The sequence below is a fragment of the Rhodococcus sp. Ni2 genome, from assembly GCF_021352185.1.
Classification (GTDB): Bacteria; Actinomycetota; Actinomycetes; order Mycobacteriales; family Mycobacteriaceae; genus Rhodococcus_F; species Rhodococcus_F qingshengii.
Map to the genome: position 1 here is coordinate 273,552 of NZ_WOXZ01000001.1, position 25,085 is coordinate 298,636.

General features: G+C 63.5%; 24 protein-coding genes. 5 read left to right on the plus strand and 19 right to left on the minus strand.

All coding sequences use genetic code 11. The annotated features are described in order from the left end of the window. Window positions 1-140 precede the first annotated feature (140 nt). The 8 genes from GN300_RS01225 to dapE all read right to left on the minus strand — a co-directional run bounded on the left by GN300_RS01225 (window position 141) and on the right by dapE (window position 7,314). The gene (locus GN300_RS01225; RefSeq protein WP_030536943.1) at window positions 141-710 is read right to left on the minus strand and encodes a DNA-3-methyladenine glycosylase I; all 570 of its coding nucleotides are present in this window, start codon (window positions 708-710) and stop codon (window positions 141-143) included. Continuing rightward, on the minus strand, window positions 710-1,087 hold the full coding sequence (locus tag GN300_RS01230) for a DivIVA domain-containing protein (protein ID WP_003945181.1): 378 nt from the start codon (window positions 1,085-1,087) through the stop codon (window positions 710-712). The genes GN300_RS01225 and GN300_RS01230 overlap by 1 nt, the downstream gene beginning before the upstream one ends. 32 nt (window positions 1,088-1,119) lie before the next feature. Beyond that, window positions 1,120-2,061 (minus strand): glucosyl-3-phosphoglycerate synthase, encoded by a 942-nt coding sequence (locus GN300_RS01235; RefSeq protein ID WP_003945188.1) that lies wholly within the window; start codon window positions 2,059-2,061, stop codon window positions 1,120-1,122. Continuing rightward, window positions 2,058-2,957, minus strand: coding sequence for a dihydropteroate synthase (gene folP, locus GN300_RS01240; protein ID WP_063316870.1), 900 nt, complete (start codon window positions 2,955-2,957; stop codon window positions 2,058-2,060). Before folP ends, GN300_RS01235 begins: the two co-directional genes overlap by 4 nt. Window positions 2,958-2,987: 30 nt before the next feature. Further along, entirely contained in the window at window positions 2,988-4,760 is a 1,773-nt protein-coding gene (locus tag GN300_RS01245) for a long-chain-acyl-CoA synthetase (protein WP_058037423.1), read from the minus strand. Between the two features lie 112 nt (window positions 4,761-4,872). Beyond that, the gene (locus tag GN300_RS01250; RefSeq protein WP_063316839.1) at window positions 4,873-5,430 is read right to left on the minus strand and encodes a TIGR00730 family Rossman fold protein; all 558 of its coding nucleotides are present in this window, start codon (window positions 5,428-5,430) and stop codon (window positions 4,873-4,875) included. Further along, on the minus strand, window positions 5,424-6,227 hold the full coding sequence (locus GN300_RS01255; protein ID WP_003945176.1) for a TIGR00730 family Rossman fold protein: 804 nt from the start codon (window positions 6,225-6,227) through the stop codon (window positions 5,424-5,426). Before GN300_RS01255 ends, GN300_RS01250 begins: the two co-directional genes overlap by 7 nt. Window positions 6,228-6,243: 16 nt before the next feature. Continuing rightward, window positions 6,244-7,314, minus strand: a complete 1,071-nt coding sequence (gene dapE / locus GN300_RS01260) for a succinyl-diaminopimelate desuccinylase (protein ID WP_030536946.1) — start codon at window positions 7,312-7,314, stop codon at window positions 6,244-6,246. Between the two features lie 49 nt (window positions 7,315-7,363). On the opposite strand from dapE, the gene dapD reads away from it, so the two are divergent. Both dapD and GN300_RS01270 read left to right on the plus strand, forming a co-directional pair. Further along, on the plus strand, window positions 7,364-8,317 hold the full coding sequence (gene dapD / locus GN300_RS01265; protein ID WP_019749368.1) for a 2,3,4,5-tetrahydropyridine-2,6-dicarboxylate N-succinyltransferase: 954 nt from the start codon (window positions 7,364-7,366) through the stop codon (window positions 8,315-8,317). Next, window positions 8,317-9,699, plus strand: coding sequence for an amino acid permease (locus GN300_RS01270; protein ID WP_063316838.1), 1,383 nt, complete (start codon window positions 8,317-8,319; stop codon window positions 9,697-9,699). Before dapD ends, GN300_RS01270 begins: the two co-directional genes overlap by 1 nt. A gap of 9 nt (window positions 9,700-9,708) precedes the next feature. Here the strand turns inward: GN300_RS01270 and GN300_RS01275 are convergent, their stop codons facing one another. Together GN300_RS01275 and GN300_RS01280 are read right to left on the minus strand one after the other, a co-directional pair. Beyond that, window positions 9,709-10,467, minus strand: a complete 759-nt coding sequence (locus tag GN300_RS01275) for an ABC transporter permease (protein WP_063316837.1) — start codon at window positions 10,465-10,467, stop codon at window positions 9,709-9,711. Beyond that, window positions 10,467-11,471 carry an ABC transporter ATP-binding protein gene (locus tag GN300_RS01280; RefSeq protein ID WP_063316836.1) on the minus strand — a complete coding sequence of 335 codons (1,005 nt, stop codon included), beginning with the start codon at window positions 11,469-11,471 and terminating at the stop codon, window positions 10,467-10,469. The genes GN300_RS01275 and GN300_RS01280 overlap by 1 nt, the downstream gene beginning before the upstream one ends. 211 nt (window positions 11,472-11,682) lie before the next feature. On the opposite strand from GN300_RS01280, the gene GN300_RS01285 reads away from it, so the two are divergent. Further along, window positions 11,683-12,903, plus strand: coding sequence for an HNH endonuclease signature motif containing protein (locus GN300_RS01285; protein WP_233405557.1), 1,221 nt, complete (start codon window positions 11,683-11,685; stop codon window positions 12,901-12,903). On the opposite strand, the gene GN300_RS01290 is transcribed toward GN300_RS01285, so the two are convergent. The 8 genes from GN300_RS01290 to GN300_RS01325 form a co-directional block, all read right to left on the minus strand. Then, window positions 12,900-14,501 carry a substrate-binding and VWA domain-containing protein gene (locus GN300_RS01290; RefSeq protein ID WP_063316834.1) on the minus strand — a complete coding sequence of 534 codons (1,602 nt, stop codon included), beginning with the start codon at window positions 14,499-14,501 and terminating at the stop codon, window positions 12,900-12,902. The two genes, GN300_RS01285 and GN300_RS01290, sit on opposite strands and share 4 nt — an antisense overlap. Before the next feature lie 213 nt (window positions 14,502-14,714). After that, the gene (locus GN300_RS01295; RefSeq protein ID WP_063316869.1) at window positions 14,715-16,127 is read right to left on the minus strand and encodes an acyl-CoA synthetase; all 1,413 of its coding nucleotides are present in this window, start codon (window positions 16,125-16,127) and stop codon (window positions 14,715-14,717) included. A gap of 12 nt (window positions 16,128-16,139) precedes the next feature. Next, window positions 16,140-16,820, minus strand: a complete 681-nt coding sequence (locus GN300_RS01300) for a hypothetical protein (RefSeq protein ID WP_007726255.1) — start codon at window positions 16,818-16,820, stop codon at window positions 16,140-16,142. 64 nt (window positions 16,821-16,884) lie between these two features. Continuing rightward, entirely contained in the window at window positions 16,885-17,988 is a 1,104-nt protein-coding gene (gene dapC, locus GN300_RS01305) for a succinyldiaminopimelate transaminase (protein WP_063316833.1), read from the minus strand. Window positions 17,989-17,993: 5 nt separating this feature from the next. Further along, window positions 17,994-18,317 carry a ferredoxin gene (gene fdxA / locus GN300_RS01310; RefSeq protein WP_003945248.1) on the minus strand — a complete coding sequence of 108 codons (324 nt, stop codon included), beginning with the start codon at window positions 18,315-18,317 and terminating at the stop codon, window positions 17,994-17,996. 146 nt (window positions 18,318-18,463) lie between these two features. Then, window positions 18,464-19,222 carry a hypothetical protein gene (locus tag GN300_RS01315; protein WP_003945247.1) on the minus strand — a complete coding sequence of 253 codons (759 nt, stop codon included), beginning with the start codon at window positions 19,220-19,222 and terminating at the stop codon, window positions 18,464-18,466. Then, window positions 19,222-21,780: a bifunctional FO biosynthesis protein CofGH gene (locus GN300_RS01320; protein ID WP_063316832.1), complete on the minus strand. Its 2,559-nt coding sequence runs from the start codon at window positions 21,778-21,780 to the stop codon at window positions 19,222-19,224. The genes GN300_RS01315 and GN300_RS01320 overlap by 1 nt, the downstream gene beginning before the upstream one ends. Before the next feature lie 118 nt (window positions 21,781-21,898). Further along, window positions 21,899-22,087, minus strand: coding sequence for a hypothetical protein (locus tag GN300_RS01325; RefSeq protein ID WP_003945217.1), 189 nt, complete (start codon window positions 22,085-22,087; stop codon window positions 21,899-21,901). Between the two features lie 82 nt (window positions 22,088-22,169). Between GN300_RS01325 and GN300_RS01330 the strand changes: the two genes are divergently transcribed. Continuing rightward, window positions 22,170-22,673, plus strand: a complete 504-nt coding sequence (locus GN300_RS01330) for a PH domain-containing protein (protein ID WP_007726268.1) — start codon at window positions 22,170-22,172, stop codon at window positions 22,671-22,673. Next, window positions 22,670-24,241, plus strand: a complete 1,572-nt coding sequence (locus GN300_RS01335) for a PH domain-containing protein (RefSeq protein WP_082845820.1) — start codon at window positions 22,670-22,672, stop codon at window positions 24,239-24,241. The genes GN300_RS01330 and GN300_RS01335 overlap by 4 nt, the downstream gene beginning before the upstream one ends. Here the strand turns inward: GN300_RS01335 and GN300_RS01340 are convergent. After that, window positions 24,201-25,046 (minus strand): uroporphyrinogen-III synthase, encoded by an 846-nt coding sequence (locus GN300_RS01340; protein ID WP_030536223.1) that lies wholly within the window; start codon window positions 25,044-25,046, stop codon window positions 24,201-24,203. The genes GN300_RS01335 and GN300_RS01340 overlap by 41 nt on opposite strands. Window positions 25,047-25,085: the final 39 nt, after the last annotated feature.

Here is a 25,085-nt window from a genome sequence, read left to right on the forward strand (position 1 = left end):
TCCAGATCTGCGCTGCATTGCTCTGCGCCTCGACTAACGGTGCGCCCCGCCAACAATCAGCGAGGCTCGTACCCTCCATTGTTCCCTATGGATGCGGGAACCGGGAATCTGAGTCACATTTAGGGGTGTTCAGTCGACCGTCACACCTGCACCGGAACCCAGCAATCAGCCACGTGATCATCGACCATTCCGGTAGCCTGCATGAGCGCATAAGCCGTGGTAGGACCCACAAACTTGAACCCGCGCCGCTTGAGTTCCTTAGCCATGGCAGTCGACTCGGGAGTGACCGCGGGAACCTCTGCAATTGATGTCAGTCTTCTGGTGCGTCGAGGCGGCGAGAACGACCAGAGTAACGAATCGAGGTCCAGATCGGGCGAATTCACGAGCACTCGGGCGTTGGAAATCGTCGCCTCGATCTTCGCGCGATTGCGGACGATCGCGGCATCGGAGAGCAATCTCTCGACATCCGCAACTCCGTACGCTGCGACCTTGTCCGGATCGAACCCGTCGAAGGCTTCGCGGAACGCCTCGCGTTTGCGCAGAATCGTGATCCACGAAAGTCCCGATTGGAATGCTTCGAGGGCGAGTCGTTCGAACAGTTCGTCGCGCCCGTGCAGCGGACGCCCCCACTCCTCGTCGTGATAGTCGCGGTAGAGCGTGTCGCCGGGCGTCTCGACCACCCAGCCGCACCGAACCAGTCCGTCGGCCATCAGCCCTGGGAATCCTTCGATTCGGATACGGTCTCAGGCTCCTCCTGCGATGCTTCTGCCTTGGCCGGAGCATCCGCTTTCACCAGGACCTCAGACCGCTCGTCACGGCCCAGTTGTGCACGCAGAGAATCGATTTCCAACCCGAGGCGATGCAGGGCCCAATCCACTTCACTCGCCTTGTAGCCACGCAGCACCTGCTGAAAACGCAGCGCGTCGACATCCGCCCCGGTGACGTCCTCTGCCGGGAGTACGGTCGCCGTCGTGCCAGGAGGCAGCGGCGGCAGCTCTTCCGAGCGCCCGAACACAGCGCTGGCGGCGAGGAAGATCATCGCGCCGACCAGAGCCATGACAATCAGGTACAGGAGGATCGTCATCATGGACCGATACTCCCATACCCGAGTGTGAGCGGTCAGACCCCCGCGGTGCGCACTATCGAATTCATCGGGGGTCGATCGAGTAGCGAAACCTCGGTGGTCTCGGGCACGAAAGAATCGCCGTCGACCAGGAATTGGGTCAACCCGGCACCCGAATCCTCGATCCCGCACCGCCTGAGCATCGTTCCGATGATCTGCCGGCTCATCACGCCGAGGTCGGCGAGCGGCCGGTTGCGATGCTTGCGCACGCCGAGATTGACCTGACCGATCGCCGCCAGCCCCAACGTGTCGTACGTGTCGAGCAGCAAACCGATCTCGACGCCGTAGCCGGGCGCGAACGGGACAGCGGACAGCAGCTCACGGGTGCCCGCGTATTCACCGCCAAGCGGTTGCAGTACCGACGTGAGTTCCGGCCGCAGCGCGGCCAACATGGGCCGCGCAACCAATTCCGTGACTCGCCCGCCGCCGTTGGCATCCTCCGTGCCGCTCACGCGCAGCGGACGGCGGTAGTAGCCCTTCACCAGATGGATGCCGTCAACCGTGAGCAGTGGCCCCAGCAGTTTGGGCACGAACGCCGGATCGGGATTGATGAGATCGGAGTCGACGAATGCGATCAGATCACCGGTCGTTGCGGCGACCGAACGCCAGAGCACCTCACCTTTGCCCGCAGTCGGCGGGATGGACGGGACCGCGCTCTCACGACTGATCACCGTTGCTCCAGCAGCGCGAGCACGCTCGGCGGTTCTGTCGGTCGAACCGGAATCGAGAACGATCAACTCGTCGACCAGGCCACCGAGCAACGGATGAATGGTGTCGACCACCGCGGCAACGGTGTCCTCTTCGTTGAGTGCGGGCAACACCACCGAGACGGTTCGGCCACCCTTCGCCCGTTCGAGCTCGGCGACCGTCCAACTCGGATGGTCCCAACTGTTGGCGTCTGCCCATACGCGGGTCGGGCCCGCACCGGTGATGCTCATGCCAGACCTCGAACCGTACGTACCGGGGCACGGCGTCCCTGGATCGCGGCCACCATGTCGACGACTCGACGGGTGGACGCCACCTCGTGAACACGGAACACCCGGGCGCCGCCCGCCGCGGCCATTGCTGTCGATGCCAATGTTCCCTCCAACCTCTCGGAAAGCTCCACACCAAGAGTCTCCCCGATGAAGTCCTTATTACTCAGCGCCATCAGCACTGGCCACCCGGTGTTTACAAGAACGTCCACTTTCCGCAACAACTCGAGCCCGTGAAAGGTGTTCTTACCGAAATCGTGGGTGGGATCGATCAGGATCGCGTCACGCGGAACCCCGAGTGCCAGGGCGCGCTCTGCCGCCGACACGACCTCGGTGACCACATCTGCGACGACGTCGTCGTAGCGGACACGATGCGGGCGGGTGCGCGGAACCGCGCCACCCGTGTGCGAGCAGACGATCCCGGCACCAGTCTCGGCAGCAACCAGGACGAGGTCGGGATCCGCACCCGCCCACGTGTCGTTGATCAGGTCGGCGCCTTCGACGCGTGCCAACCGCGCGACGCCGCTCCGCCAGGTGTCGACGCTGATGATCAGCTCGGGGTACTTGGCTCTGATCGCGGCGACGAACGGAACGACTCGCCTGACCTCTTCGTCGGCGTCGACGAGGTCACCGGGCCCAGCTTTCACTCCCCCGATGTCCACCAGATCGGCGCCCTCGTCGACGGCCCTGTCGACGGCAGCCATCGCTGCCGAATCCGAGAACGTCGCGCCTTGGTCGTAGAAGGAATCGGGAGTGCGGTTGACGATGGCCATCACCAGTGCACGGTCGACCGCGACCGGACGCCCACACAGGGTGGGCGCCGGACCTGGCTGCGCGGTAGAACCGGGGAGTGAAGACATGTCACTCATACTGGCATGACGGAACTCGGTCTAGCCCTTGGGTACCGAGCCCGCCGCGACCTTTCCGACGTATTCGTCGTACGAGTCCACGTAACCACCCTCACGGCCTTCGAGAACGTGCAGAGTGTCGGCGCCGACGTCGTAGCCCTCGTTGCGCAATTCCACCTTGCGCGACTTGAAAGTGCTGGTGTGTTCGAGTGAGTCGACGATGCGGATGAACAGCGGGACCGCGTAGTTGGGAAGCTTGCCGTAGAGATGAGCCGCGACTTCGCTGCCCTCGAAACTCTGACTGTCACGTAACTTCACCGCAGCCATGCCCGCGCGCCCGTCGGTGCCCGGAATCTCGACGCCGTAGACAACTGCTTCCTCGACGGCCGGGTGCGAACTCAGCGCGCCCTCGACCTCCGTGGTGGCGACGTTCTCTCCCTTCCAACGGAAGGTGTCGCCGAGACGGTCGACGAAGGCGACGTGGCCCCATCCCTGCTTGCGCACCAGGTCTCCGGTGTCGAACCAGGTGTCGTCGTCCTTGAATCCGCCGCGCACCAGTTTGCTGTTGCTCGCCGCTTCGTCGGTGTAACCGTCGAAAGGCGCCCGGTCGGTGACCTTCGACAGCAGGAGTCCGACCTGACCCGTGGAAACCTTGCGGAGTCGACCGTCGGCTCCACGCAACGCTTTTCCGGTGTCCTCGTCGAACTCCACGACGGCGTGCGGCAACGGGCAGATGCCTGCCGTCTTGTCGACGTTGAGTGCGTTGACGAACGCGATGTTGCATTCGCTCGCACCGTAGAACTCGGCGACGCGGGGTATGCCGAACCGCTGGGTGAATTCGGCCCAGATCTCAGGGCGCAGACCGTTACCCACCATCAGCCGAACAGCATTGTCGCTGTCGGTCGGCTTGACCGGCTGGTTGAGCAGATAGCGGCACAGTTCGCCGATGTAGGTGAACGCGGTCGCCTTGTTGAGTGCGATGTCGTCCCAGAACCGCGAGGCCGAGAACTGACGTCCGATCGCGATTGTCGCACCGGACGCGAGCACCGAGGACAGCGAGACCGTCAACGCGTTGTTGTGGTAGAGCGGCAGGCAGCAGTACAGGGTGTCCGAGCCGCGCAAGCGCACGCCCATCAACCCGAGCCCCGACATCGACTTCAACCAACGGAAGTGAGTCATCAAGCTGGCCTTGGGCATTCCGGTGGTGCCCGAGGTGAAGATGTAGAACGCCTTCTCCTTTGCCAGCACCTCGGCGGTGACCGCGGGGTTGGACGGATCAGCCGTCTTCGCAAGATCCGCGAGTTCGCTGACGAGAAGTTGGTTCGGTCCGCTAAATCCGGCGGGCAACGATTCGAGGGCTTCTTCGCACTCGTCGGCGACCACCAGGACCCGCGCATCGAGGAGAGTAAGGCTGTGTGCCAGAACGTCGTCGCGCTGGTTGTAGTTCAGCATGCCCGCTGCCGCGCCGAGTTTTACCGCGGCCAAGGCGATCAGCAGCGCTTCGGGAGTGTTCTTTGCCAGCACTCCGACGACGTCTCCGCGGTCGACTCCTCGGCCGCGGAGAACGTCCGCGTAGCGGTTCACCAGTTCGTTGGCTTCCGCGTAACTGGTCGCGTGGCCCTCGAACCGGATGAACGGGCGCGACGGGTGCGCGTGCGCGGCCTTCTGGAAGATCAACCCGATCGATTCCTTGGCCGAAGGCTTACGGGTGAGCCCGGCGGCCCCCCGCGCCAGGATCGGCACCTCGGTGATCATCGACGGCAGTTTTGCCGCCAGATCGAGCAGGCCGACGGTCGAACGGGCTTCCGAACTCATGGCTCCCCTAACACGTATCCGGCGCCCATTCGGCCGCCCAGTCTGCGGCCACCTTACTGCACGGTAATAAAGCCCGCCATGCCCCAGGTCAGGGTTTCACGCACGCGTCTGATCAGCATTTGACGCACGCGTCGAGCGCGGCCTCGACGTCCGTCCTCACCAGCAGAGTGTCCAGCGCCTGACGCCCGACGAAGCCGGTCCCGTCGAGCTTGTTCAACCACTCGAGCAGGCCGGTGAAGTGGCCGACGGGATCGAGCATCACGACAGGTTTCTCGTGCATTCCCAGGTAGCCGGCTGTCCACGTCTCGAACAACTCTTCCAGCGTCCCGATTCCGCCGGGCAGCGTGATGAACGCGTCGGCGTGGTCTTCCATCAGCTTCTTGCGTTCGCGCATGGTGTCCGTGACGATCAGCTCGTCGGCATCGACGTCGGCAACTTCCTTGTGGACCAAGGCCTTCGGGATGACGCCGACGGTCCAGGCACCCGCCGCGCGAGCGGACTCGGCGACAGCGCCCATCATCGACACGTTGCCGCCACCCGAGACCAACTGCCATCCGCGTCGACCGATCGCGGTTCCCACCTCGGCAGCCAACGCCAGGAACGATTCGTCCACCGGACCCGACGCGCAGTAGACGCAGATCGAGTACTTCTTGTCGGAATCGGTCACCATTCTTCTTCTTTCCCCAGATCTGCGGCCTCGTCGACGCCCTTGTCGGCGTTGAGGACGATTCGTACTGCTTCTTCCACGCTGTCGGTGACGTGCAGCAAGTTCACGTCACCTTCGGAAATCTTGCCGTCACGCTCGAGGGTGCCGCGGATCCAATCGACGAGTCCGGACCAGTACTCGGTACCGAACAGGACGATCGGGAAGCGCGTGACCTTGTGGGTCTGCACCAGGGTGAGTGCCTCGAACAGCTCGTCGAGTGTTCCGAAGCCACCCGGCAGGCAGATGAATGCCTGGGAGTACTTCACGAACATCGTCTTGCGTGCGAAGAAGTACCGGAAGTTGATTCCGAGATCCACCCACTCGTTGAGTCCCTGCTCGAACGGCAACTCGATGCCGAGGCCGATCGAGTACCCGCCGGCCTCGCTGCAACCGCGGTTGGCAGCTTCCATCACTCCTGGCCCACCACCGGTGATGACGGCGTACCCGGCCTCGGCCAACGCCGTTCCCAGCTCGCGCCCGGATTGGTACTCGGGATGATCGACCGTGGTGCGGGCCGAACCGAACACCGTCACCGCACGCGGGACCTCGGCGAGTGCGCCGAAACCTTCGATGAATTCGCTCTGGATACGCAGCACACGCCACGGATCGGTGTGTACCCAATCCGTGGGTCCGCGCTTGTCGAGCAAGCGCTGATCCGTCGTGGTCTTCTCGTCCTTGCGCTTGCGTCGAAGCTGAACCGGCCCGCGGTGCTTGATCGACGAGCTCTGCTTCTTCGAAGCCGAATTCTTCTCTGGTGCCATGCGGCAAGGCTAACGGTCAGGCCGACAGATACTTCCTCAGCACGGCCGCGACGTCGGTGATCTGCTGCACCGGAACGTGCTCGTCGCGCTTGTGCGCGAGGTTCGGATCACCCGGTCCGTAGTTCACGGCAGGAATGCCGAGCGCCGAGAACCTGGACACGTCGGTCCACCCGTACTTCGCACGGAACTGACCACCGGCCGCCTCGATCAGGGCGGCAGCGGACGGGTTCGCCAAGCCGGGCAGCGCGCCGGGCGAGGAGTCGGTGACCTCGAATCCGAGGCCCAGACCGTCGAACACTTCGCGCACGTGCGCCTCGGCTTGTACCTCGCTGCGATCGGGCGCGAATCGGAAATTGACGTCCATCTCGGCTTCGTCCGGGACGACGTTTCCGGCGACGCCACCGGAGATCCGCACCGCCGACAAGCCCTCGCGGTAGCCGCAACCGTCGATGTCGACCGAGCGCGGCTGGTAACTCGACAACCGCTCCAACGCTCCGCCGAACTTGTGAATGGCATTGTCCCCCAGCCAGGACCTGGCCGAATGGGCGCGAGTTCCCGAAGCCGTCAACCGCACCCGCATCGTGCCCTGACACCCGGCCTCGATGAAACCGGCCGTCGGCTCACCGAGAATTGCGACGTCCGCCGCGAGCCATTGCGGGATCTCGCGTTCGATCCGTCCCAGGCCGTTGTACGTTGCGGCGATCTCTTCGCAGTCGTAGAAGACGAGGGTCAGATCGTGGGCCAGGTTCTCGATGGTGGCCGCAAGGTGCAGGAAGACCGCGTCGCCCGACTTCATGTCCACGGTCCCGCAGCCGTGCAGGATGTCGCCGTCACGCCGCGAAGGAACATTGTCCGCGATCGGCACCGTATCCAGATGTCCGGCGAGCATGACCCGACTGGGCAAACCACGCGACGTACGCGCCAACACGGCATTGCCGTTGCGGATGATCTCGAAGCCCGAAGTCTGCTCACGCAGCGCATCCTCGACAGCCTGCGCAATGACGGATTCGTCGTGCGAGACGCTGGGGATGTCGACCAGGGCGGCCGTCAAGTCGATGGGGTCCGAAGCAAGATCGAGGATGCTCACACGCACCAGCCTAGGCCGGTGCACCCACCACCCAGTAATCTCTAGTTCCGTGAGCGCACAGGGAGCAACAGCAGTAGGTATCGCCAACGTGACCGCGGACGGAACCGTCCTCGACACCTGGTTCCCGGCACCGGAGCTGGGAACATTCGACAAGACCGGTACCGAGAACGTCGAGGGAACAGATATTCCTTCCGATCTTGCACTGCTGGCAGGCACTGACGACGCTCGCGAGGTATCGCAGGTCGTCGTGCGCACCACCATCGCCGATCTCTCCAAGGCGCCGGTCGACGCACATGACGTCTACCTGCGCCTCCATCTCCTCTCGCACCGTCTCGTCGCACCCCACGGTGTCAACCTCGACGGCCAGTTCGGCCTGCTCAGCAACGTCGTGTGGACCAACTTCGGCCCGTGCGCCGTCGAAGGTTTCGAGCAGGTTCGCTCGCGTCTGCGCATCCGCGGCGTCGTGACCGTGTTCAGCGTCGACAAGTTCCCCCGCATGGTCGACTACGTCGTGCCGTCCGGAGTTCGCATCGGTGACGCGGACCGTGTCCGACTCGGTGCACACCTCGCCAGCGGAACGACCGTCATGCACGAGGGCTTCGTCAACTTCAACGCCGGCACCCTCGGCAACTCGATGGTCGAAGGCCGCATCTCCGCGGGCGTCGTCGTCGACGACGGATCCGATGTGGGCGGCGGCGCCTCGATCATGGGCACCCTCTCCGGTGGAGGCAAGGAAACGATCTCCCTCGGCAAGCGCTGCCTCCTCGGTGCAAACGCCGGCCTCGGCATTTCGCTCGGCGACGACTGCGTCCTCGAAGCGGGCCTCTACGTCACCGCCGGCACCAAGGTCACCGGCCCGGACGGAACCGTCGTCAAGGCCAAGGAACTGAGCGGCAAGTCGAACCTTCTCTTCCGTCGTAACTCGGTCTCGGGTGCCGTCGAGGTCGTGCCGTGGAAGGGCACCGGCGTCGAGCTGAACGCTGCTTTGCACGCTAACGACTGATGAGTAGCACCGACGTCTCCGACGGAACAACCACTGCTCTCGGCCACGGTCTCAAGGTCCGCCATCTGACGATGATGGGCTTGGGCTCGGCCATCGGCGCCGGCCTGTTCCTCGGAACCGGCGTCGGTATCGCCAAGGCCGGCCCGGCCGTCCTGATCTCCTACATCCTTGCGGGCGCCGTCGTGGTGTTCGTGATGCGAATGCTCGGCGAGATGGGCGCCGCGATCCCGGCCAGCGGTTCCTTCTCTCATTACGCGCGCCTGGGGATCGGCGAGTGGGCCGGCTTCGTGATGGGCTGGCTCTACTGGTTCATGCTGATCATGGTGCTGGGCGCCGAGATCACCGGGGCTTCGGCGATCGTGAACGACTGGGTGCCGTCGATCCCGCAATGGGTTGTCGCCCTGGTTTTCGTGGTGTTCTTCGCCGTGGTGAACCTGGCGAAAGTCAGCAACTTCGGTGAGTTCGAGTTCTGGTTCGCCGCAATCAAAGTCACCGTCATCATCGGCTTCCTGATCATCGGTGTACTGCTGGTGTTCGGCCTCCTGCCCGATACCGACCCGGTCGGTACGAGCAATCTGTTCGGCCAGGGCGGCTTCATGCCCAACGGGCTGTCCGGCATTGCCGCAGGACTTCTCGTCGTGGCATTCGCCTTCGGTGGGATCGAGATCGTCACCATCGCCGCAGCCGAATCCGAGAATCCGGAACGCTCCATCGCCGTCGCTGTCCGGAGCGTCGTGTGGCGCATCAGCGTCTTCTACATCGGCGCCATCTCGATCATGGTTCTGGTGCTGCCCTGGAACGACCCCGAACTCGAGAGCGGCCCGTTTGTGGCCGTCCTGAACAAGGCGAACATTCCAGGCGTTGCCGGGTTCATGGAACTCGTCGTAGTGGTGGCGTTGCTTTCCGCCTTCAACGCCAACATCTACGGCACCTCTCGCATGGCGTTCTCACTTTCGCGCCGCGGCGACGGACCCGCCTTCATGGCGAAATTGTCGAGCACCGGAGTTCCGACCAATGCCGTTCTGCTGTCGGTGTTCTTCGGCTTCGTCAGCGTCCTGCTCAACTGGCTGCTCCCCGACGACCTGCTCGGCATCCTGCTCAACGCAGTCGGCGCTGCGCTGCTGGTCATCTGGATCTTCATCGTCGTCTCGCATCTGCGACTGCGTAAACAACTCGAAGCGTCGGGCAAGCTGACGGTTCGGATGTGGCTGTTCCCGTATCTGAGCTACGCGACACTCGCGATGCTCGGTGTGTTCGTCGTCCTCATGCTCTTCGACGCCGATGCCCGTGCACAGTTGATCTCGACCACCGTGTTGTTCCTCGTGATCGCGGCATTGGGTTTCCTGAACGCCCGTTGGCGTAAGCAGAATCAGCCCGTCTGATCCGTGTGCCTATGCATCCCGCCTGTTCACGACGACGATGCTGAGACCGAATACGACGAGCACGAAGAGGGCGAAGTAGATCAGGCTGCCCCATGGTCCCCAGTGGAAATCGACGCCACCGCTGGAACCGAGAAAATTGTTGGCGTTCATGAACGGCAGGAACGGCATGATCTTCTCGCCGATACTTCCGAACAGGTTGAAAAGATTCTCGATCAGCAAGGGCCACAACAGCAGAAGCGCGATCGCACCTGCAGACTGCCGGAGCAACGCGCCCACTCCTACGGCTAGAACTACGCAGAAGAACGCGTAGATCGGTGTTCCGTAGACGACCCGCCAGTTCTCGTCGCCGGACAGAGTCAAGAATCTTCCGGCGTCACCTGCCGTGGCCTTCGTGAGGGCGAAGGCGCCGAACGACAACACGAGAGTCAGCACCGCTCCGAACCCACCGATGAGGCCCGCTTTGGCGATGAGCACCGAGGCGCGGTTCGGAACTGCCTGGAATGTGGTTCGGATTGTCCCGAAACGATATTCGCTGGTGATCGCGAGGGCCGCCATGATCATCAGAACCAACACACCGAAGCCGGTCACTCCACTGAGTGCCCCCGACACTGTCGGCATCATTGCACCGTTGGGGTTGCTGAGCGACGACTTGGCGCTCAGTCCGAAAACGGTAGCGAGTCCCAACCCGAGCACGATGATGATGATCGTGCACCACAGCGGCGACTTGGTCGTGGTGATCTTGATACGTTCCGCACTGAGAACAGCCATTACAGTGCACCTCCCATAGCCTGCTGCGTGTTTGCCTGCTGCGTGTTTGCCTGCTGTGTATTTGCGTGGTGTGCACCGACACCCGGATCGACACCGGATGCGTGGTACTGGACATCGTCCCCGGTCAACTTCATGAACGCATCCTCGAGCGACCCCTGCACAGAAGCCAACTCGTACAACACGATCCCCTGCGAACCAGCCAACCCACCGATCACATCGGTGGTCGAATCCACCACCACCAATGCCGGGGCAACACCGGAACCGTCCTCACGCACCGTCAACCCCTGCGAGAGCAACACACTGCGCAACGCATCGAGCTGAGGACTACGCACCCGCACCGTCGACTCCGACGAACGATCCACGAACTCCGCCACCGTCGAATCCGAAATCAACCGACCCCGACCGATCACCACCAACTGCTCCGCCGTGAGCGCCATCTCCGACAGAAGGTGACTCGACACCAACACCGTGCGGCCCTCAGCCGCCAACCGCTGCATGAACTTACGAATCCAGACGATGCCCTCCGGATCGAGACCGTTGACCGGCTCGTCGAACAACAACACCTTCGGATCCCCCAACAACGCACCCGCCAACCCCAGACGCTGCGACATACCGAGCGAGAACCCGCCGGCCTTCTTGCCCGCCACCTCGGACAATCCGACCAACCCGAGCACCTCGTCGACGCGGGACTTCGGGATCCCGTTCGAAGCAGCCATCCACTGCAGATGTGCACGCGCACTGCGATTGGGGTGCACCCACTTCGCATCCAGCAACGCACCGACAGTCCGCAATGGCGTCTTGAGCTCGCGGTACGGCTTGCCCTCGATCAACGCCGCACCCGACGTCGGCTGATCCAAACCCAGGATCATCCGCATCGTCGTCGACTTACCGGCACCGTTCGGGCCCAGGAAGCCCGTCACGATGCCCGGCTTGACCGTGAACGACAAATCGTCCACCGCTTTCGTCGGTCCGTAAACCTTGGTCAATCCCCTCAGCTCGATCATGAGGACCAGTCAACCACGAAAACCGAACTGTCGGAACTTTCAGACGCCAACGGAGAAAGGCGTTGCGTCCGTTCGCTGTCGAGGCTAGTATCGAATGTATGTTCGACACTACCGGGGGGTAAAAGTGACGACGCAAGTATCTGGACAGGCGATATCCAAACAGGCGATATCCGAAGAGACCATCGGACAATTCCGGGCATCACTCGCCAGCATGGATCGATCCATCGACAACGCAGCACGCGTGGATCTTCTGCGCGCATTGGAAGAGTTGAAGGCCAGTTGCGCTGGTGCCCAGGCATTGCTGGCTGCCGATCTCGACGCGTTCACCCGCAACGACCGCGGCGAACGGGGAGTGCCGCGCGCATACCAAGGCCGTGGAATCAACGCGCAGATTGCCCTCGCACGGCGAGAGTCGGCTTGGTTCGGAACTCAGCATCTGAACCTGGCCCGCGCACTGAACGACGAGATGCCGCACACACTTCGACTACTCGTCGACGGCTCCATCAGTGAGCATCAGGCGACGATCCTCATGCGCGAGACTTCATGTCTCACCGCCCAGGATCGCGCTACGTTGGATCGCGAGTTCTGCTGCGACGCTGCAATCTTGGACGGATGCGGCAACCATCAACTGACACAAAGAATCCGCGCACGCGCTGCCGAAATAGACTCCGACAGTGTTGCCAGACGAGCACGCAAAGCCGTGGGAGACAGACGAGTGACGTCACGGCCTGCGCCCGACACGATGTGCTGGCTCAATGTGTTTCTTCCCGCGGCCGAAGGTATCGCCGTGCACGCCACGCTCAGGCGCGACGCAGATTCCGTACTTGCCGGCGGGGACAAGCGCACCCGAGCGCAAATCATGGCTGATCTCCTGGTCGAGCGGGTTACCGGAATCGGCCGCGCCACACCGACACCCGTCACCGTGAATCTGGTTGTCTCCGACCAGTCATTGTTGGGCGAAAATTCCGACCCGGCGTACGTCCACGGGTACGGACCTGTACCAGCCGCTATTGCACGCGAATGGATCACCAAGGCCAGCGAAGACTCCGAAACGGTGGCAACGGTCCGAAAGCTCTACGCACGCCCCGATACGGGCGCGCTGACCGCAATGGAATCCACGGCGAGAACCTTCCCGAAGGGGTTGGCGCGATTGATCGAACTCCGTGATCGAAGCTGCCGTACTCCGTGGTGCGACGCGCCGGTTCGCCACCGCGACCACATTCGCGATCACTCGAGGGGTGGACTCACCAGCGCAGCCAACGGTGCCGGGTTGTGTGCGGCATGCAATTACGCGAAACAGGGCTCGGACTGGACTGCCGAACCTGTACCAGGTAACCGGCACACCTTCACCACAACGACACCTACCGGGCACCGGTATTCGTCTGAGGCTCCGCCACTTCCGGCACCCTGGACCAGTCCGGATGCGGCCTAAGTTCCTCGGTGAGCCAATGCGTTCACGAACACCTCGGAAATCTCCGAGGGGTCACGAGCGATGTACGTCGAACCGCCCGTCACGCGGGAGATATCGGCGAGCGCCGCCGCATCTGCGTCATCGGTGATGCCGATGGTGACGATGATGACCGGACGCGCCGGATCCTGCTCGCGTGCAAGAACATCGAGCAACTGTTCACGGCTGATGCTGTCAGGATCTTCGTTTGCACCGTCGGTCAAGATGATGACGCTGTTGACTGCTCGCGGATCGTACGATTCCTGAACCTTACGGAATGCGGCCAGCGTCGTGTCGTACAAACCTGTGGCGCCACGTTTGAGTTCGGTGAGCCGGTTCGCCTGATCTGCCATCAACTTTCGTTGAGTCACACCGTCGACGATCGTGTCGTAGCGCCTGATCGGCACCAATTCCTGGAAGTCCTGGGTTCCGTTCATACCTTGGGAAAACGCCCAGAGACCGGCAGCGACGCTGTCTGGGAAGACCTGATTGCCGGCCAGAGCAGCAGCAGTGGTCAACTGCATGCGCGTCTTGCCGCCTGCCGCCGGGTAGTCCATCGACGCAGACACGTCGATCGCAACGAGTGTCCGGATCGGCTTGGCCATCAGAGCCCAAGCGCCCAGCGTTTGATCGGCCACCGACTGTTCGGACACGGTCAGTGCCGTGACGTCACCGACCCCACCTTCGACGGCTCCACCGCCGGAAGTACGGAACCCGCTGCGCGTCAGCACTTCCTGAGCAGATTCACTGTGCAACAGCTCGGCGATGACGTCACTCTTCTTGGCTGCGGCGTAGTGCCGGTCCGGTGCCGAAGCACTGACAACCAGGGGGTAATCCATGATCATGGTTCCCGTCGCCGGTACTGTCGCGGAAATCTTCGACTCAGCCTTCGTGAACTCGACGACCTGTTGCTCGGTCGAAACACCGACCTTTCCGGAGCTGACCAATTCGGTGAGCATCTTCTGTCCTACCGGCTGATCTTCGGTACGAACACTCTCCGCTTGCGCATGGGGTACGAGTGCCGCTCGAACGGATTCGGAGGTGGCCCCGGTCTCCGCGAGAGCTCCGAGAATGGGCGCCGACGCAACCGCTGTGAACAACGGATTGCCCAACGCCAGGTCGGGAACCTGAAGCGCCGTGAGCCAACTGGCAAACTGTTCGCCACCGCCGGAGGCGAGAACGACAGGCGAGGTGGCGATCGAACCTCCCGCGGCAGCAACCGGCCCCTTGGCCGTCAATGCAGCTTTGCCCACCCACGCTGTCGAATCCGGTATCCACATGTCCGGCGCGTCCACGCCCTTACCCAGGGTTCCCGCAACGTCCCCGGGCAGCGCAGAGGTAACCGTGATCCGCGAACAGCCTGTCTGCTCCGGCGACGATTCTGCGAGGATCTCCGTGACTGCCGGCGCGATCGCAGGATCCGCTGCCAGCGAGTACTCGTCGACGCTCTCGCAGGAATCGGACTGTGTTGCCTTGAAGACCACCACCCCGGTGGCGATTACCGCGACGGCAACCAACCCACCCACTGCGTAGAACCCGATCGACCGCCCGCTGTCAGGACTCGAATGCCGTCCGCCCGCCATGAAATCTGCCCTTCCGAGGCCACTCGCACTCAGGCATACCGACGGTATGCGCGCGACTGGAACTGTCCCTACCGGGCGGTAGTGTAGCCAAGAACACAGAAATTCCAACTAGCGCTGAATCGTCGGAGAACCGGCGAGCCCACATTTCGGGACAGGCCGGCCGAATTCACGAACCTTCAAGCGTCGCAGCGACTTTTCAGCAAATTGACCTGCCTAGAGCAGCTCACGCTTCTGAACCTTGCCCATCGCGTTACGTGGCAGAGTCTCGGCAAATCGAACCTCACGGGGACGCTTGTGCGCAGACAACTCCGCCCCGACCAACTCGACCAATTCGGCTTCGGTGACCTCGGGAGTCCCGGGCTTACGGACTACGACGGCGATGATCCGCTGCCCCAGATCGGCGTCGGGGACACCGATCACCGCAACTTCGGACACCGAAGGGTGCCCGAGGATGGCGGTCTCGATCTCGCCGGCGCCGACTCTGAATCCACCGGATTTGATCAAGTCGATGGATTCGCGGCCGACGATTCGGTGGAACCCACCCTCGTCGATGACGGCGACGTCACCGGTCTTGAAGTAGCCGTCCTCCGTCCAGGACTCGGCGGTTGCGTCCGGACGGTTCAAGTAGCCGTCGAAAAGCATCGGCCCACGTACCTGTAGGCCGCCGATACTCTCGCCGTCGTGCGGCACATCGTTGCCCTTCTCGTCACGAAGACGAGTCTCGACTCCGCGCAGCGGCACGCCGACCCACCCCGGGCGTCGCTCGCCGTCGAAACGCGTGCTCAGGGTCAGCATCGTCTCACTCATGCCGTAACGCTCGATGGGCGTCAATCCTGTTCGCTCCCGCAGCTTTTCGAAGACCGGCACGGGAAGCGGCGCACTACCGGAGACCAGAAGTCGGGCACCGGACAACGCGCGGGCAGCTTCTTCGTCTTCGGCGATACGCGACCAGATGGTGGGGACACCGAAGTAGAGGGAGCCTTTGGCCCTTGCGTAGTTTTCCGGCGTCGGCTTGATGGTGTGGATCACCCGGCTGCCGATCCGGAGGGGGCCGAGGATTCCGAGAATCAGTCCGTGCACGTGGAAGAGCGGAAGCCCGTGTACGAGGGTGTCTCGCCACGTCCAGTCCCAGGCCTCGGCGAGCGCGTCGAGCCCGGCTGCGATAGCCGAGCGACTGAGCAGAACGCCCTTCGGTGGGCCGGTAGTTCCGGACGTGTACAGGACGAATGCTGTGGACTGCGGTGCCGGTTCGGGATAGCTGTGCCACGAGCGAGCGTGCAATCGGACGGGAACCACGGGCAGGCCTTCGCAGTGGTCGTCCGTTTCGCCGAGCCACGCCTGGGCACCGGAGTCACGCAGAATGTGCTCTCGCTCAGCCTTCCCCGAGTCCGGCGGGACCGGCACAACGGTGACGCCGGCAATCAACGCCCCGACGACGGCGAGAATCGTTTTTGCTGTGGGAGTTGCCAATACGGCAACCCGATCGGCCTGCGCCACTCGCTCCGCGACCGAGGTCGCGGCACCGAGAATGGCACTCCGCGAGAGAACCGTGTCACCGATCGTCACGGCGTCATCGAGGTCGTCACCGCGGGCAACGGCAAGGGGGTTCAAGGATCTCAGCAGCACCACGACAGCATCTCACAGCGCGGATGGTCGCAAACTTTCTCCTGCCCGACGCGCGTCCATCGAGTGCGGAGGGAACAGCGTCACCAGCGCAGCCCCCAAGAGCGCCCCGGAAAGCACCGCGAATCCGTGTGCGTCGTCGACCGTCACCAATGTTGCGCCGCCGACGACAATCACGACCGTCAGAACAATCTCAGGCATTCGCGGGCGCACCAGAACGCCGATGCCCGCGGCCGCCGCTGCCAGAGCAAGCGTGGCACCGGAGTTGCCTGCGCCGGTCGACGGGAAGACTGCGGTGGTGAGCAAACCGAACAACAGTTGACCGAGCAGGAAGAGAGCCCAGCCACGTGCGGCGCCCCAGAGCCGAAACGCAAGCGGTGCAACCACGGCCAGCGTCGCGAGATTGGTGACAGTTCCTGCGGCCCCTCCGTCCTGAACGAGCACGGAGGTCAGAATGCGCCACCATTGCCCGTCACGAATCAACGCGGGATCACGACGAAACATCTCGAGCAGTCCCGGCATCGCCGCCTGCAAGATGGAAGGCACTGCAACCATCAGCCAGAGGAGAGCTGCCGAGAGTGGGAATTCTCCGAAAACTCGACGACTTTTCAACCACACGAGCATCAGTGCAACCGAGGCAGCAACGACAGCAAAAATCAGTACCGCGTCCAAGCCGCCGGTCCCTGAGGTGGTCACAGCGCGACCTTACATCGGACCGATACCGACATCAGGGAACCTGACACCTGGGAAAGCACACGATTCAGGCGGAGAGGCGCTTTGCTGCCGCGGCGATTCGTTCGTCTGGTGCAGTGAGCGCGATCCGCACGTGCTTGCTCCCGCTCGGTCCGTAGAACTCACCAGGGGCAACGAGGATCCCACGATCGGCGAACCAACTGACCGTCGCTCGACATTCCTCGCCGCGCGTCGCCCAGAGGTACAGACCTGCCTCGGAATTGTCGACGGTGAATCCGGCGCCTCGAACAGCTTCGATCAACACACTACGACGCTCGCGGTACCGCTCGCGCTGGATGTTCTCGTGTTGGTCGTCGCCCAAGGCTGCGGTCATCGCCGCCTGGATCGGTAGCGGCAGGATCATGCCCGCGTGCTTGCGCACCTCGAGCAGTTCCGACACCAGAGCCGGATCACCGGTGACGAACCCGGCGCGATAGCTCGCAAGATTGGACGTCTTCGAAAGTGAGTGGACCGCAAGCAAACCGGTCAGATCACCGTCGTTGACACGAGGATCGAGAATGGAGAGCGCATCCGCTTCCCACGTCAATCCGAGGTAGCACTCGTCGGAGACGACGATGGCGCCGCGCTCGCGCGCCCAGGCCACGACCTTCTGCAAGTGCTCGAGGCCGAGCACCTTGCCGGTGGGATTCGAGGGCGAGTTCACGAAGATCATCGCCGCCGACTCGGGACCGAGCTTGTTCAAGCCGTCGGCGCGCAGGACGCGAGCACCTGCCAGTTTCGCTGCGACCTCGTACGTCGGGTACGCCAACTCCGGAATGACCACCAGATCGTCGGCTCCGAGACCGAGCAATTTCGGCAGCCACGCGATCATTTCCTTGGTACCGATGGCCGGCAGCACCGCTGCCGGATCGACGTCGGGAATGTTGTAGCGGCGATCCAGTGACTCCGCCACGGCCTCGCGAAGCGCGAGCGTGCCATGAGTCGTCGGATATCCGGGCACCTCGGCAACAGAGGCCAGAGCCTCCTGAATCACCGGATCCACCGGATCCACCGGCGTCCCCACGGACAGGTTCACGATGCCGTCGGGATGAGAGTGCGCCTTCGCCGTGACGTCGGCGAGCGAATCCCACGGAAAATCAGGAAGCCCAGCGGCCACCGGAGTACGAGACAAGATCTCTATTCCTCACCCATGGGAGGCAGCGCCTTGATGAACGGCGTGTCGTAGTCGACCTTGCCGAGCTTGGCCGCTCCACCCGGTGAGCCGAGATCGTCGAAGAAATCGACGTTGGTGCTGATGTACGCGTTCCACTGGTCCGGGACGTCGTCTTCGTAGAAGATGGCTTCGACGGGACAGACAGGCTCACACGCGCCGCAGTCGACACACTCGTCGGGGTGGATGTAAAGCATGCGTCCACCCTCGTAGATGCAGTCGACAGGGCATTCTTCGATGCACGCCTTGTCCATCACATCTACACACGGTTCAGCAATCGTGTAGGTCACTGCCGATCTCCCTGCCTTCCTGTCGTGCATCGCCGCCGCAACACGCAGTTGCAAGGGGCCGAAAATCCGATACGACTCTCACGTACCGCGGGAACAGCCTATTATCCCCCTGCCGACCGACTCTGAGCAGGCGGGGGTAACACATTTCAGCCTACTGCGGTGATGTTCCTCGACCGAATCGCGATCCACTTCTCCCCCAGAGCGGCCGCGCGTACCAGTGCGCCCCGCTCACCGAGGTAATCCGCCACGACGCCGACCACCGGAATCTTGCCGATGATCTCGTACGGTTTTGTCCGAGACGGCCGCTTGTGCAACTCATCCGTGATGGCACGAAAAGTCTTGGACGTGCGCCACAACGTTCCGATGAGCGCGAACGGGCGCCAGGTCTCGTCGGCGCCGCCGGCTGATTTCTCGGCGAAGTCCTCTCCGGTGAGAAGCTCTCGAGACTTCGTCTCACGCCGGCACAGCACCGACGCCAGGAGGTCCACCTGCTGATCCCGTTCGGTCACTCCGTGTTCACGAGCAACCGCAACGAGCACAACGGCCTGATTCGCGAAGGCCAGCAGGTCCTGGATCGGCAACCGATTGAGGAGGACGCCGAAGATGCCGGGGAACGCCACGGCAACGGTGTTGAGTGCACCCAACCGGGTCGTCCACCACTTAGAGCGCTGCTCGTCGGTCATCACCGACCACGCCGCCGTCCCGGGGAACTTGACGACGTCGAGGACCCAAGCGGCCGCGTCCAACACCATCGCAGCAGCGTTTCGCTCGGGATCGGTCGGCTCGAACGTCCGACGCTTGATACCGAGCGGATCGCTGTAGGCGAGGTCGAGAACCGGGTTGATCCCCCACACCGCTCGATCGAGAACCTCGACGACCTTGCGGTCCCCCAGTACGTCAGCCATCAGGCAATCGCTCCTTCGCGTCGTGCATGTGTGGTGGTTCGTTCGCGTGCCGGACGTCCGATTCCCTCGGCGATGGCGCGCAGTTCTGCGACGGTCTTCTCGGAACCGTGTTCGGAGCCGGCCATCCGCGAGATCGTCTCTTCCATCAGCGTTCCGCCGAGGTCGTTGGCGCCGCCGTTGAGCATCATCTGCGTTCCGGTGATGCCAAGTTTGACCCAGCTGGTCTGGATATTGGGTATGCGGCCGTGCAGCATGATGCGTGCCAACGCGTGTGCAGCGCGGTTGTCCCGATTGGTCGGCCCTGGCCGTGAAGCGCCCGCCAGGTACAGGGGCGCGCTCTGGTGAACGAACGGCAGCAGCACGAACTCCGTGAATCCGCCTGTACGGTCCTGGATTCCGCGAAGAACGTTCAGGTGCCCGACCCAATGGTGCGGCTGATCGACATGCCCGTACATCATCGTCGAACTCGACCGCAGCCCCACCTCGTGGGCCGTGGTGACCACTTCGATCCATTCCGCCGTCGGCAGTTTGCCCTTGGTGAGGATCCAGCGCACCTCGTCGTCGAGGATCTCCGCTGCCGTACCGGGAATGGTGTCCAGGCCCGCCTCACGAAGGGCCGTCAGCCAATCCCTGATGCTCTCACCACTGCGCGATGCACCGTTCACGATCTCCATCGGAGAGAACGCGTGGACGTGCATCGACGGCACGCGCTTCTTGACGGCCCGGACCAGGTCGGCGTAACCGGTGACGGGAAGTTCCGGATCGATACCGCCCTGCATGCACACCTCGGTTGCGCCGGCGACGTGCGCTTCCCACGCACGGTCGGCGACCTGCTCTGCCGACAGCGTGAACGCGTCGGCGTCACCCTTGCGCTGCGCGAACGCACAGAATCGGCAGCCCGTGTAGCAGATGTTGGTGAAGTTGATGTTCCGGTTCACCACGTAGGTGACGTCCTCGCCGACGGCATCCTTGCGCAGCGCATCCGCCAGTGCCACAACGGCTTCCAGGCCCGGGCCCTCCGCCGTGGCAAGGGCCAGGTACTCGTCGTCGGAACATCCGGCCGGGTCGCGTTCGGCACTGCGGAGCGCAGCCAGCAGATCGGTGTCGACGCGAATCGGAGCACTGAGTTCGAGGACCTGTTCGCGCACGGTCTCCCAGTCGCCGAACGCACTGCCCAGGTCACTGCGGGTCTCGGTGTTGCGCCCGTCCGTGTCGATCTCGGTATTGAGATCGACGCGTCCGCTCGATTCCCACGACTCGTCCGGTTCCTGCCACGGCCGGCCCACCGGCTTGGTGTCGGGCAGGGCGAGGCCGGTCTTGGGATCCGCCAGCGCCTGCACGTGGCCTGCGATGCGCGGATCGATCCACGGAGCCCCCGCCAAGACATACGCCGGCTGAGCTGCGGTGCGTTCGGTCAGGATGAAGCCGCCCTCGGCGCTGATCTCGGCCAAGGTCTCGAGGTTCGGCCACGGACGCTCGGGGTTGACGTGATCGGGGGTCAACGGTGATACCCCGCCCCAGTCGTCGACGCCTGCGCCGAGCAGCGCGAGGCACTCGCTGTTCGAGACGAGATTCGGCGGACTCTGAATCCGCATCGTCGGCCCGAGCAACAGGCGTGCGACGGCGATGGCCGCGAGAAACTCGTCGAGTCCCGCATCAGGCGTATTGCGCATCGCGGTATCAGGCTTGGCCAGGAAGTTCTGAATGATCACTTCCTGGATGTGGCCGAACGCCTTCTGCGACTTGCGTATCGCCATGATCGACTCGGCACGCTCGAGGAAGTTCTCCCCGATGCCCACAAGAATTCCCGTGGTGAACGGGATGTTCAGTCGGCCTGCGTCGGTCAGGGTGCGCAGCCGAACCGCCGGGTCCTTGTCCGGGCTGCCGTAGTGGCATTCACCCTTGTCGGTGAACAGGCGGGTTGCGGTCGTCTCGAGCATCATGCCCATCGACGGCGCAACGGGCTTGAGCCGCGAGAGTTCCTGCCAGCTCATCACACCGGGATTGAGGTGTGGGAGCAGGCCTGTCTCCTCGAGTACCCGGATCGACATCGCTCGCACGTAGTCGAGGGTGGAGTCGTAGCCGCGTTCGTCCAGCCATTGCTTGGCTTCCGGCCAGCGAGCCTCGGGGCGATCCCCCAGCGTGAACAACGCTTCCTTGCAGCCCAATTCGGCGCCTGCCCGGGCAATGTCCAAAACCTCGTCCGGTTCCAGGAACATGCCGTGCCCAGCGGCACGCAGCTTCCCCGGCACCGTGACGAATGTGCAGTAGTGGCACTTGTCCTGGCACAGACGGGTCAGCGGAATGAAGACTTTCCGCGAATACGTCACGGTGTTCGGCCGACCCGCTGCCAGCAGACCGGCATCGCGAACCTTGGCCGCCGAAGAACACAGATCGGTCAGATCGGTTCCCCGTGCCTGCAGCAGCGTTGCCGCCTCGTCGACGTTCAGGGTCGCTCCGTCGCGTGCACGACGGAGAACTCGCCGCATCGCCGACGCTGACGGGCCGGGCGACGGACTGGACGAGGCGGACGCGGAAATACCTGGCATCGGAAGCATGGTGGGTTTGCCGGAGTCATCACCAGTTCGGTTCACCTAGCGATCATGCGCCATGTGGGACGACTAGTGCCACCCGGTGCCAGAAGTAGGCGGCCTCCCCGCCCCGACACCGCCTCGATCACGACGGCCGGTAGTCGTCGTCGACCGCAACCTCGACTCGTTGATCCACCACGTCAGCCACTGGCGCGTCGAGCGGAATGTCGGTCAGATCGGGTTCTTCAGGGGCGTTCGGATCTACGGGTGTCGATTGTTCGAGCGCATCTGATTCCGGAGCCTCCGGGTCGAATGTCGCATCTTGTTCGGTCATCACGTGCTCCCTTCGCGGTCGCCACACTCCACGATAGGGCCGATGTCGACAGATCGCCCCTCACTCGACCAAAGTAGTGCCCATGACTGCGCCGCAACCGCTGACCATGGCCGACCCGTTATGGCGACCCAGCACCAAAGCCCCGAGGCTGTGGGCAATCACTGCCTCACTGTTCTGGGTACCCGTCATCGTCGCCGAAATCGTCTGTGCCGTCTTGATACCCGGAATCCCGTCCTGGGTGGTCGGCACCGTATTCGCAGTCACCGTGCTCTTCGCTGCCACCTACATTCTGATGGTCCCGGCGTGGCGGTATCGGGTCCACCGATGGGAGATCAGTGACACCGCGGTATACACCCGCACCGGCTGGTTCACCCAGGAGCGACGCATCGCACCGATCTCGCGCGTGCAGACCGTGGACACCGAGCGCGGACCGATCGACCGCATGTTGGGTCTGGCAACCGTCACGGTCACGACAGCGTCGTCGGCCGGGGCCGTGAAGATCTCCGCACTCGACCAGGAAGTCGCCGACCGCACGGTGGCTCAACTGACGGAGATCGCGGGTACCAACGTGGGAGACGCGACGTGAACGAGAAACAGTTGGGCGACCCGACCGCGATCGAGATCCCGGTAGAGGCGGAAACGGCAGCTGCCGAGGCCGCGGAAGAGGAACAGCCCTGGCTCCGCCTCGACCGACGCATGCTTCTGGTCCACCCCGTCAACGAAGTCGTCAAACTGCTCCCGGTCCTACTCGTCTCCGTAGTTCTCGGCAGCCAATCCGGAAACCACTGGTGGGGACTCGGCGTCGTCACTCTGCTCGTCATCTTCGGTTTGTTGCGGTATTTCACCACCACGTACCGAATCGGACCCGTCCACGTTCAACTGCGCACCGGGGTCTTCCAGAAAAAGCTGCTCTCCGTCCCGCGTAGCCGCATCCGATCCGTCGACGTCGAGGCCGGGGTCATGCACCGGTTGCTCGGACTGTCGATCGTGCGCATCGGTACCGGCCAGCGCGCCGGGAGCGGCCACGATTCGAACAAGTTCGAGCTCAACGCCCTGTCGACCGCCCTGGTTCCGGACCTACGCGCCGCACTGTTGGCCGGCGCCCAGCAAGCACGGCGACTGGAAACCCCGGGCACGCCGGTCGAAAACATCACCGAACCGGTCGACACCGAAATCGGTCACTGGGAACCGAGTTGGGTTCGCTACGCCCCCTTTTCGTTCACCGGAATCGCCATCATCGCAGCCATCATCGGCATCTCGTTCCAATACGGCATCGGCACTGCCGTCGCGAAATCCTCGGCAGTAAGCGACAGCTTCGACTCACTCGAGAGCCTCGGCATCGCACTGATGGTCGTCATCGCACTCGTCGTGCTGCTGGTGCTGTCGAGTGCACTCGCCTGCGTCCAGTACCTGATCGCGTTCGGCAACATGAAACTCACCGACAACGGCCGCATCCTGCATGTCAGTCACGGCCTGTTGAAGACTCGGCAAACCACACTCGACCGCGCCCGCCTCCGCGGCACGACGCTCAAGGAACCGCTCCTGCTGCGATTGGCCCGCGGCGCGCGGCTCGACGCCATCATGACCGGGGTCAGCGCCGAGAAGAAGGAATCTTCGCTACTGCTCCCGCAGGGACCGCGCAGGGAAGCCGAGCGAGTGATGGCCACCGTGATCGGTGACTCACGCCAGGCGTCCGCCCCGCTGATCCCGCACGGCCCGGCCGCGCGGCGTCGCCGGTACACCCGAGCACTGTTCCTCGCCGCGGTGGCGTTCCTGGTCTGTGTGGCGTGCGCGGCTTCTGGACTCGATGTACCGATCTACGCGTGGTTCGGGGTCGCCGTACTCGCCATCGGTGGCACCGCCCTCGCCTACGACCGATACAACGGCCTCGGCCACGCAGTACTACCCGGATGGTTGATCACCCGAAACGGCTCGCTCGATCGCCAGCGTCACAGTCTCGAATCCGAAGGTGTCATCGGATGGACGGTGCGCGAGACGTTCTTCCAACGACGCGCGGGAGTGGCAACCGTCGTCGCCGCGACGCCCGCCGGCACCGGAAGCTACGAGGTGATCGATCTCCCCGCCGAGAACGCGTGGGCATTGATCGAAGCCGTCACTCCGGGCGGTGGCGACGTGTGGGCAGGTCGTCGATGATGAGCCGCGCCAGCGAACCGAGACGCGATCGCTCCGGCTGGATGGTCGGAACACCGAGGAGTTCCAGCGGGGCGGCCGTCACCGGTCCGACGCAGTAGGTCGGTACCGGTCCGCGCATAGCTGCGACGAACCGCTCCAGCTCGCCCATTTCTTTTGCCGTGCTGAGCATCGAGGAGACCGCGGGGGCACTGGTGAAGGTCAGCGCGTCGATCGCACCGGAACGAACTGCAGCGACCAACGCGCGGACCGGCGACTGATCCGGCGGCCGGATCCACCGATAGACCGATACCGGAGTGACAACCGCGCCGATGTCGGCGAGGGAGGCGCTCAGGTCCGTCAACGGCTCCCATTCGGTGATGGTGCCGTGCAACTGGACTGCGATGCGCAAGCCTGCCACTCCCTCGCTTCCGAGATGTGCCAGAACTTCCTCGGACGACTCACCCGAAGGCGACCATTCCTCGCGCAGTCCGGCGCCTCGGATGGCGCCCGTCGCCTTGGGGCCGCGGGCGATGATGCGCGTGTGGGCGAGAGCCCCGAGGAACTCGTCGGTCAAACCCCACGAGGCGACGGCGTCGAGCCAACCCCTGAAGCCGATCCCGGTACTGATCACGACCAATTCCGGAGGATCGGCAATCAAAGCGGACGTCTGAGTCCTCAGGTCTCGATCGTCCACCAAGGGCAGCACATGGATCACCGGTGTCCGCACGATCTCCGCGCCTCGACGTTCGAGGAGCGTCGCAAATTCTTCGACACGCCGTTCTGCGGTCAAGGCGATAGTCGCACCCGCCAAATCATGTTCAGCCACAGGCTGAGTGTCCCTTATGCACGGGTCAGTTTCCTATGC

Bases quoted from the DNA above. Each gene is read 5' to 3' on its own strand.
- GN300_RS01290 (WP_063316834.1), bottom strand. From the start codon at position 14,501: ATGGCGGGCGGACGGCATTCGAGTCCTGACAGCGGGCGGTCGATCGGG.
- GN300_RS01270 (WP_063316838.1), top strand. From the start codon at position 8,317: ATGAGTAGCACCGACGTCTCCGACGGAACAACCACTGCTCTCGGCCAC.
- GN300_RS01285 (WP_233405557.1), top strand. From the start codon at position 11,683: ATGGATCGATCCATCGACAACGCAGCACGCGTGGATCTTCTGCGCGCA.
- GN300_RS01280 (WP_063316836.1), bottom strand. From the start codon at position 11,471: ATGATCGAGCTGAGGGGATTGACCAAGGTTTACGGACCGACGAAAGCG.
- GN300_RS01250 (WP_063316839.1), bottom strand. From the start codon at position 5,430: ATGGTGACCGATTCCGACAAGAAGTACTCGATCTGCGTCTACTGCGCG.
- GN300_RS01230 (WP_003945181.1), bottom strand. From the start codon at position 1,087: ATGATGACGATCCTCCTGTACCTGATTGTCATGGCTCTGGTCGGCGCG.
- folP (WP_063316870.1), bottom strand. From the start codon at position 2,957: ATGTCTTCACTCCCCGGTTCTACCGCGCAGCCAGGTCCGGCGCCCACC.
- GN300_RS01235 (WP_003945188.1), bottom strand. From the start codon at position 2,061: ATGAGCATCACCGGTGCGGGCCCGACCCGCGTATGGGCAGACGCCAAC.
- GN300_RS01245 (WP_058037423.1), bottom strand. From the start codon at position 4,760: ATGAGTTCGGAAGCCCGTTCGACCGTCGGCCTGCTCGATCTGGCGGCA.
- GN300_RS01315 (WP_003945247.1), bottom strand. From the start codon at position 19,222: ATGGCTGACGTACTGGGGGACCGCAAGGTCGTCGAGGTTCTCGATCGA.
- GN300_RS01255 (WP_003945176.1), bottom strand. From the start codon at position 6,227: ATGGCACCAGAGAAGAATTCGGCTTCGAAGAAGCAGAGCTCGTCGATC.
- GN300_RS01320 (WP_063316832.1), bottom strand. From the start codon at position 21,780: ATGCTTCCGATGCCAGGTATTTCCGCGTCCGCCTCGTCCAGTCCGTCG.
- GN300_RS01325 (WP_003945217.1), bottom strand. From the start codon at position 22,087: ATGACCGAACAAGATGCGACATTCGACCCGGAGGCTCCGGAATCAGAT.
- GN300_RS01330 (WP_007726268.1), top strand. From the start codon at position 22,170: ATGACTGCGCCGCAACCGCTGACCATGGCCGACCCGTTATGGCGACCC.
- GN300_RS01225 (WP_030536943.1), bottom strand. From the start codon at position 710: ATGGCCGACGGACTGGTTCGGTGCGGCTGGGTGGTCGAGACGCCCGGC.
- GN300_RS01275 (WP_063316837.1), bottom strand. From the start codon at position 10,467: ATGGCTGTTCTCAGTGCGGAACGTATCAAGATCACCACGACCAAGTCG.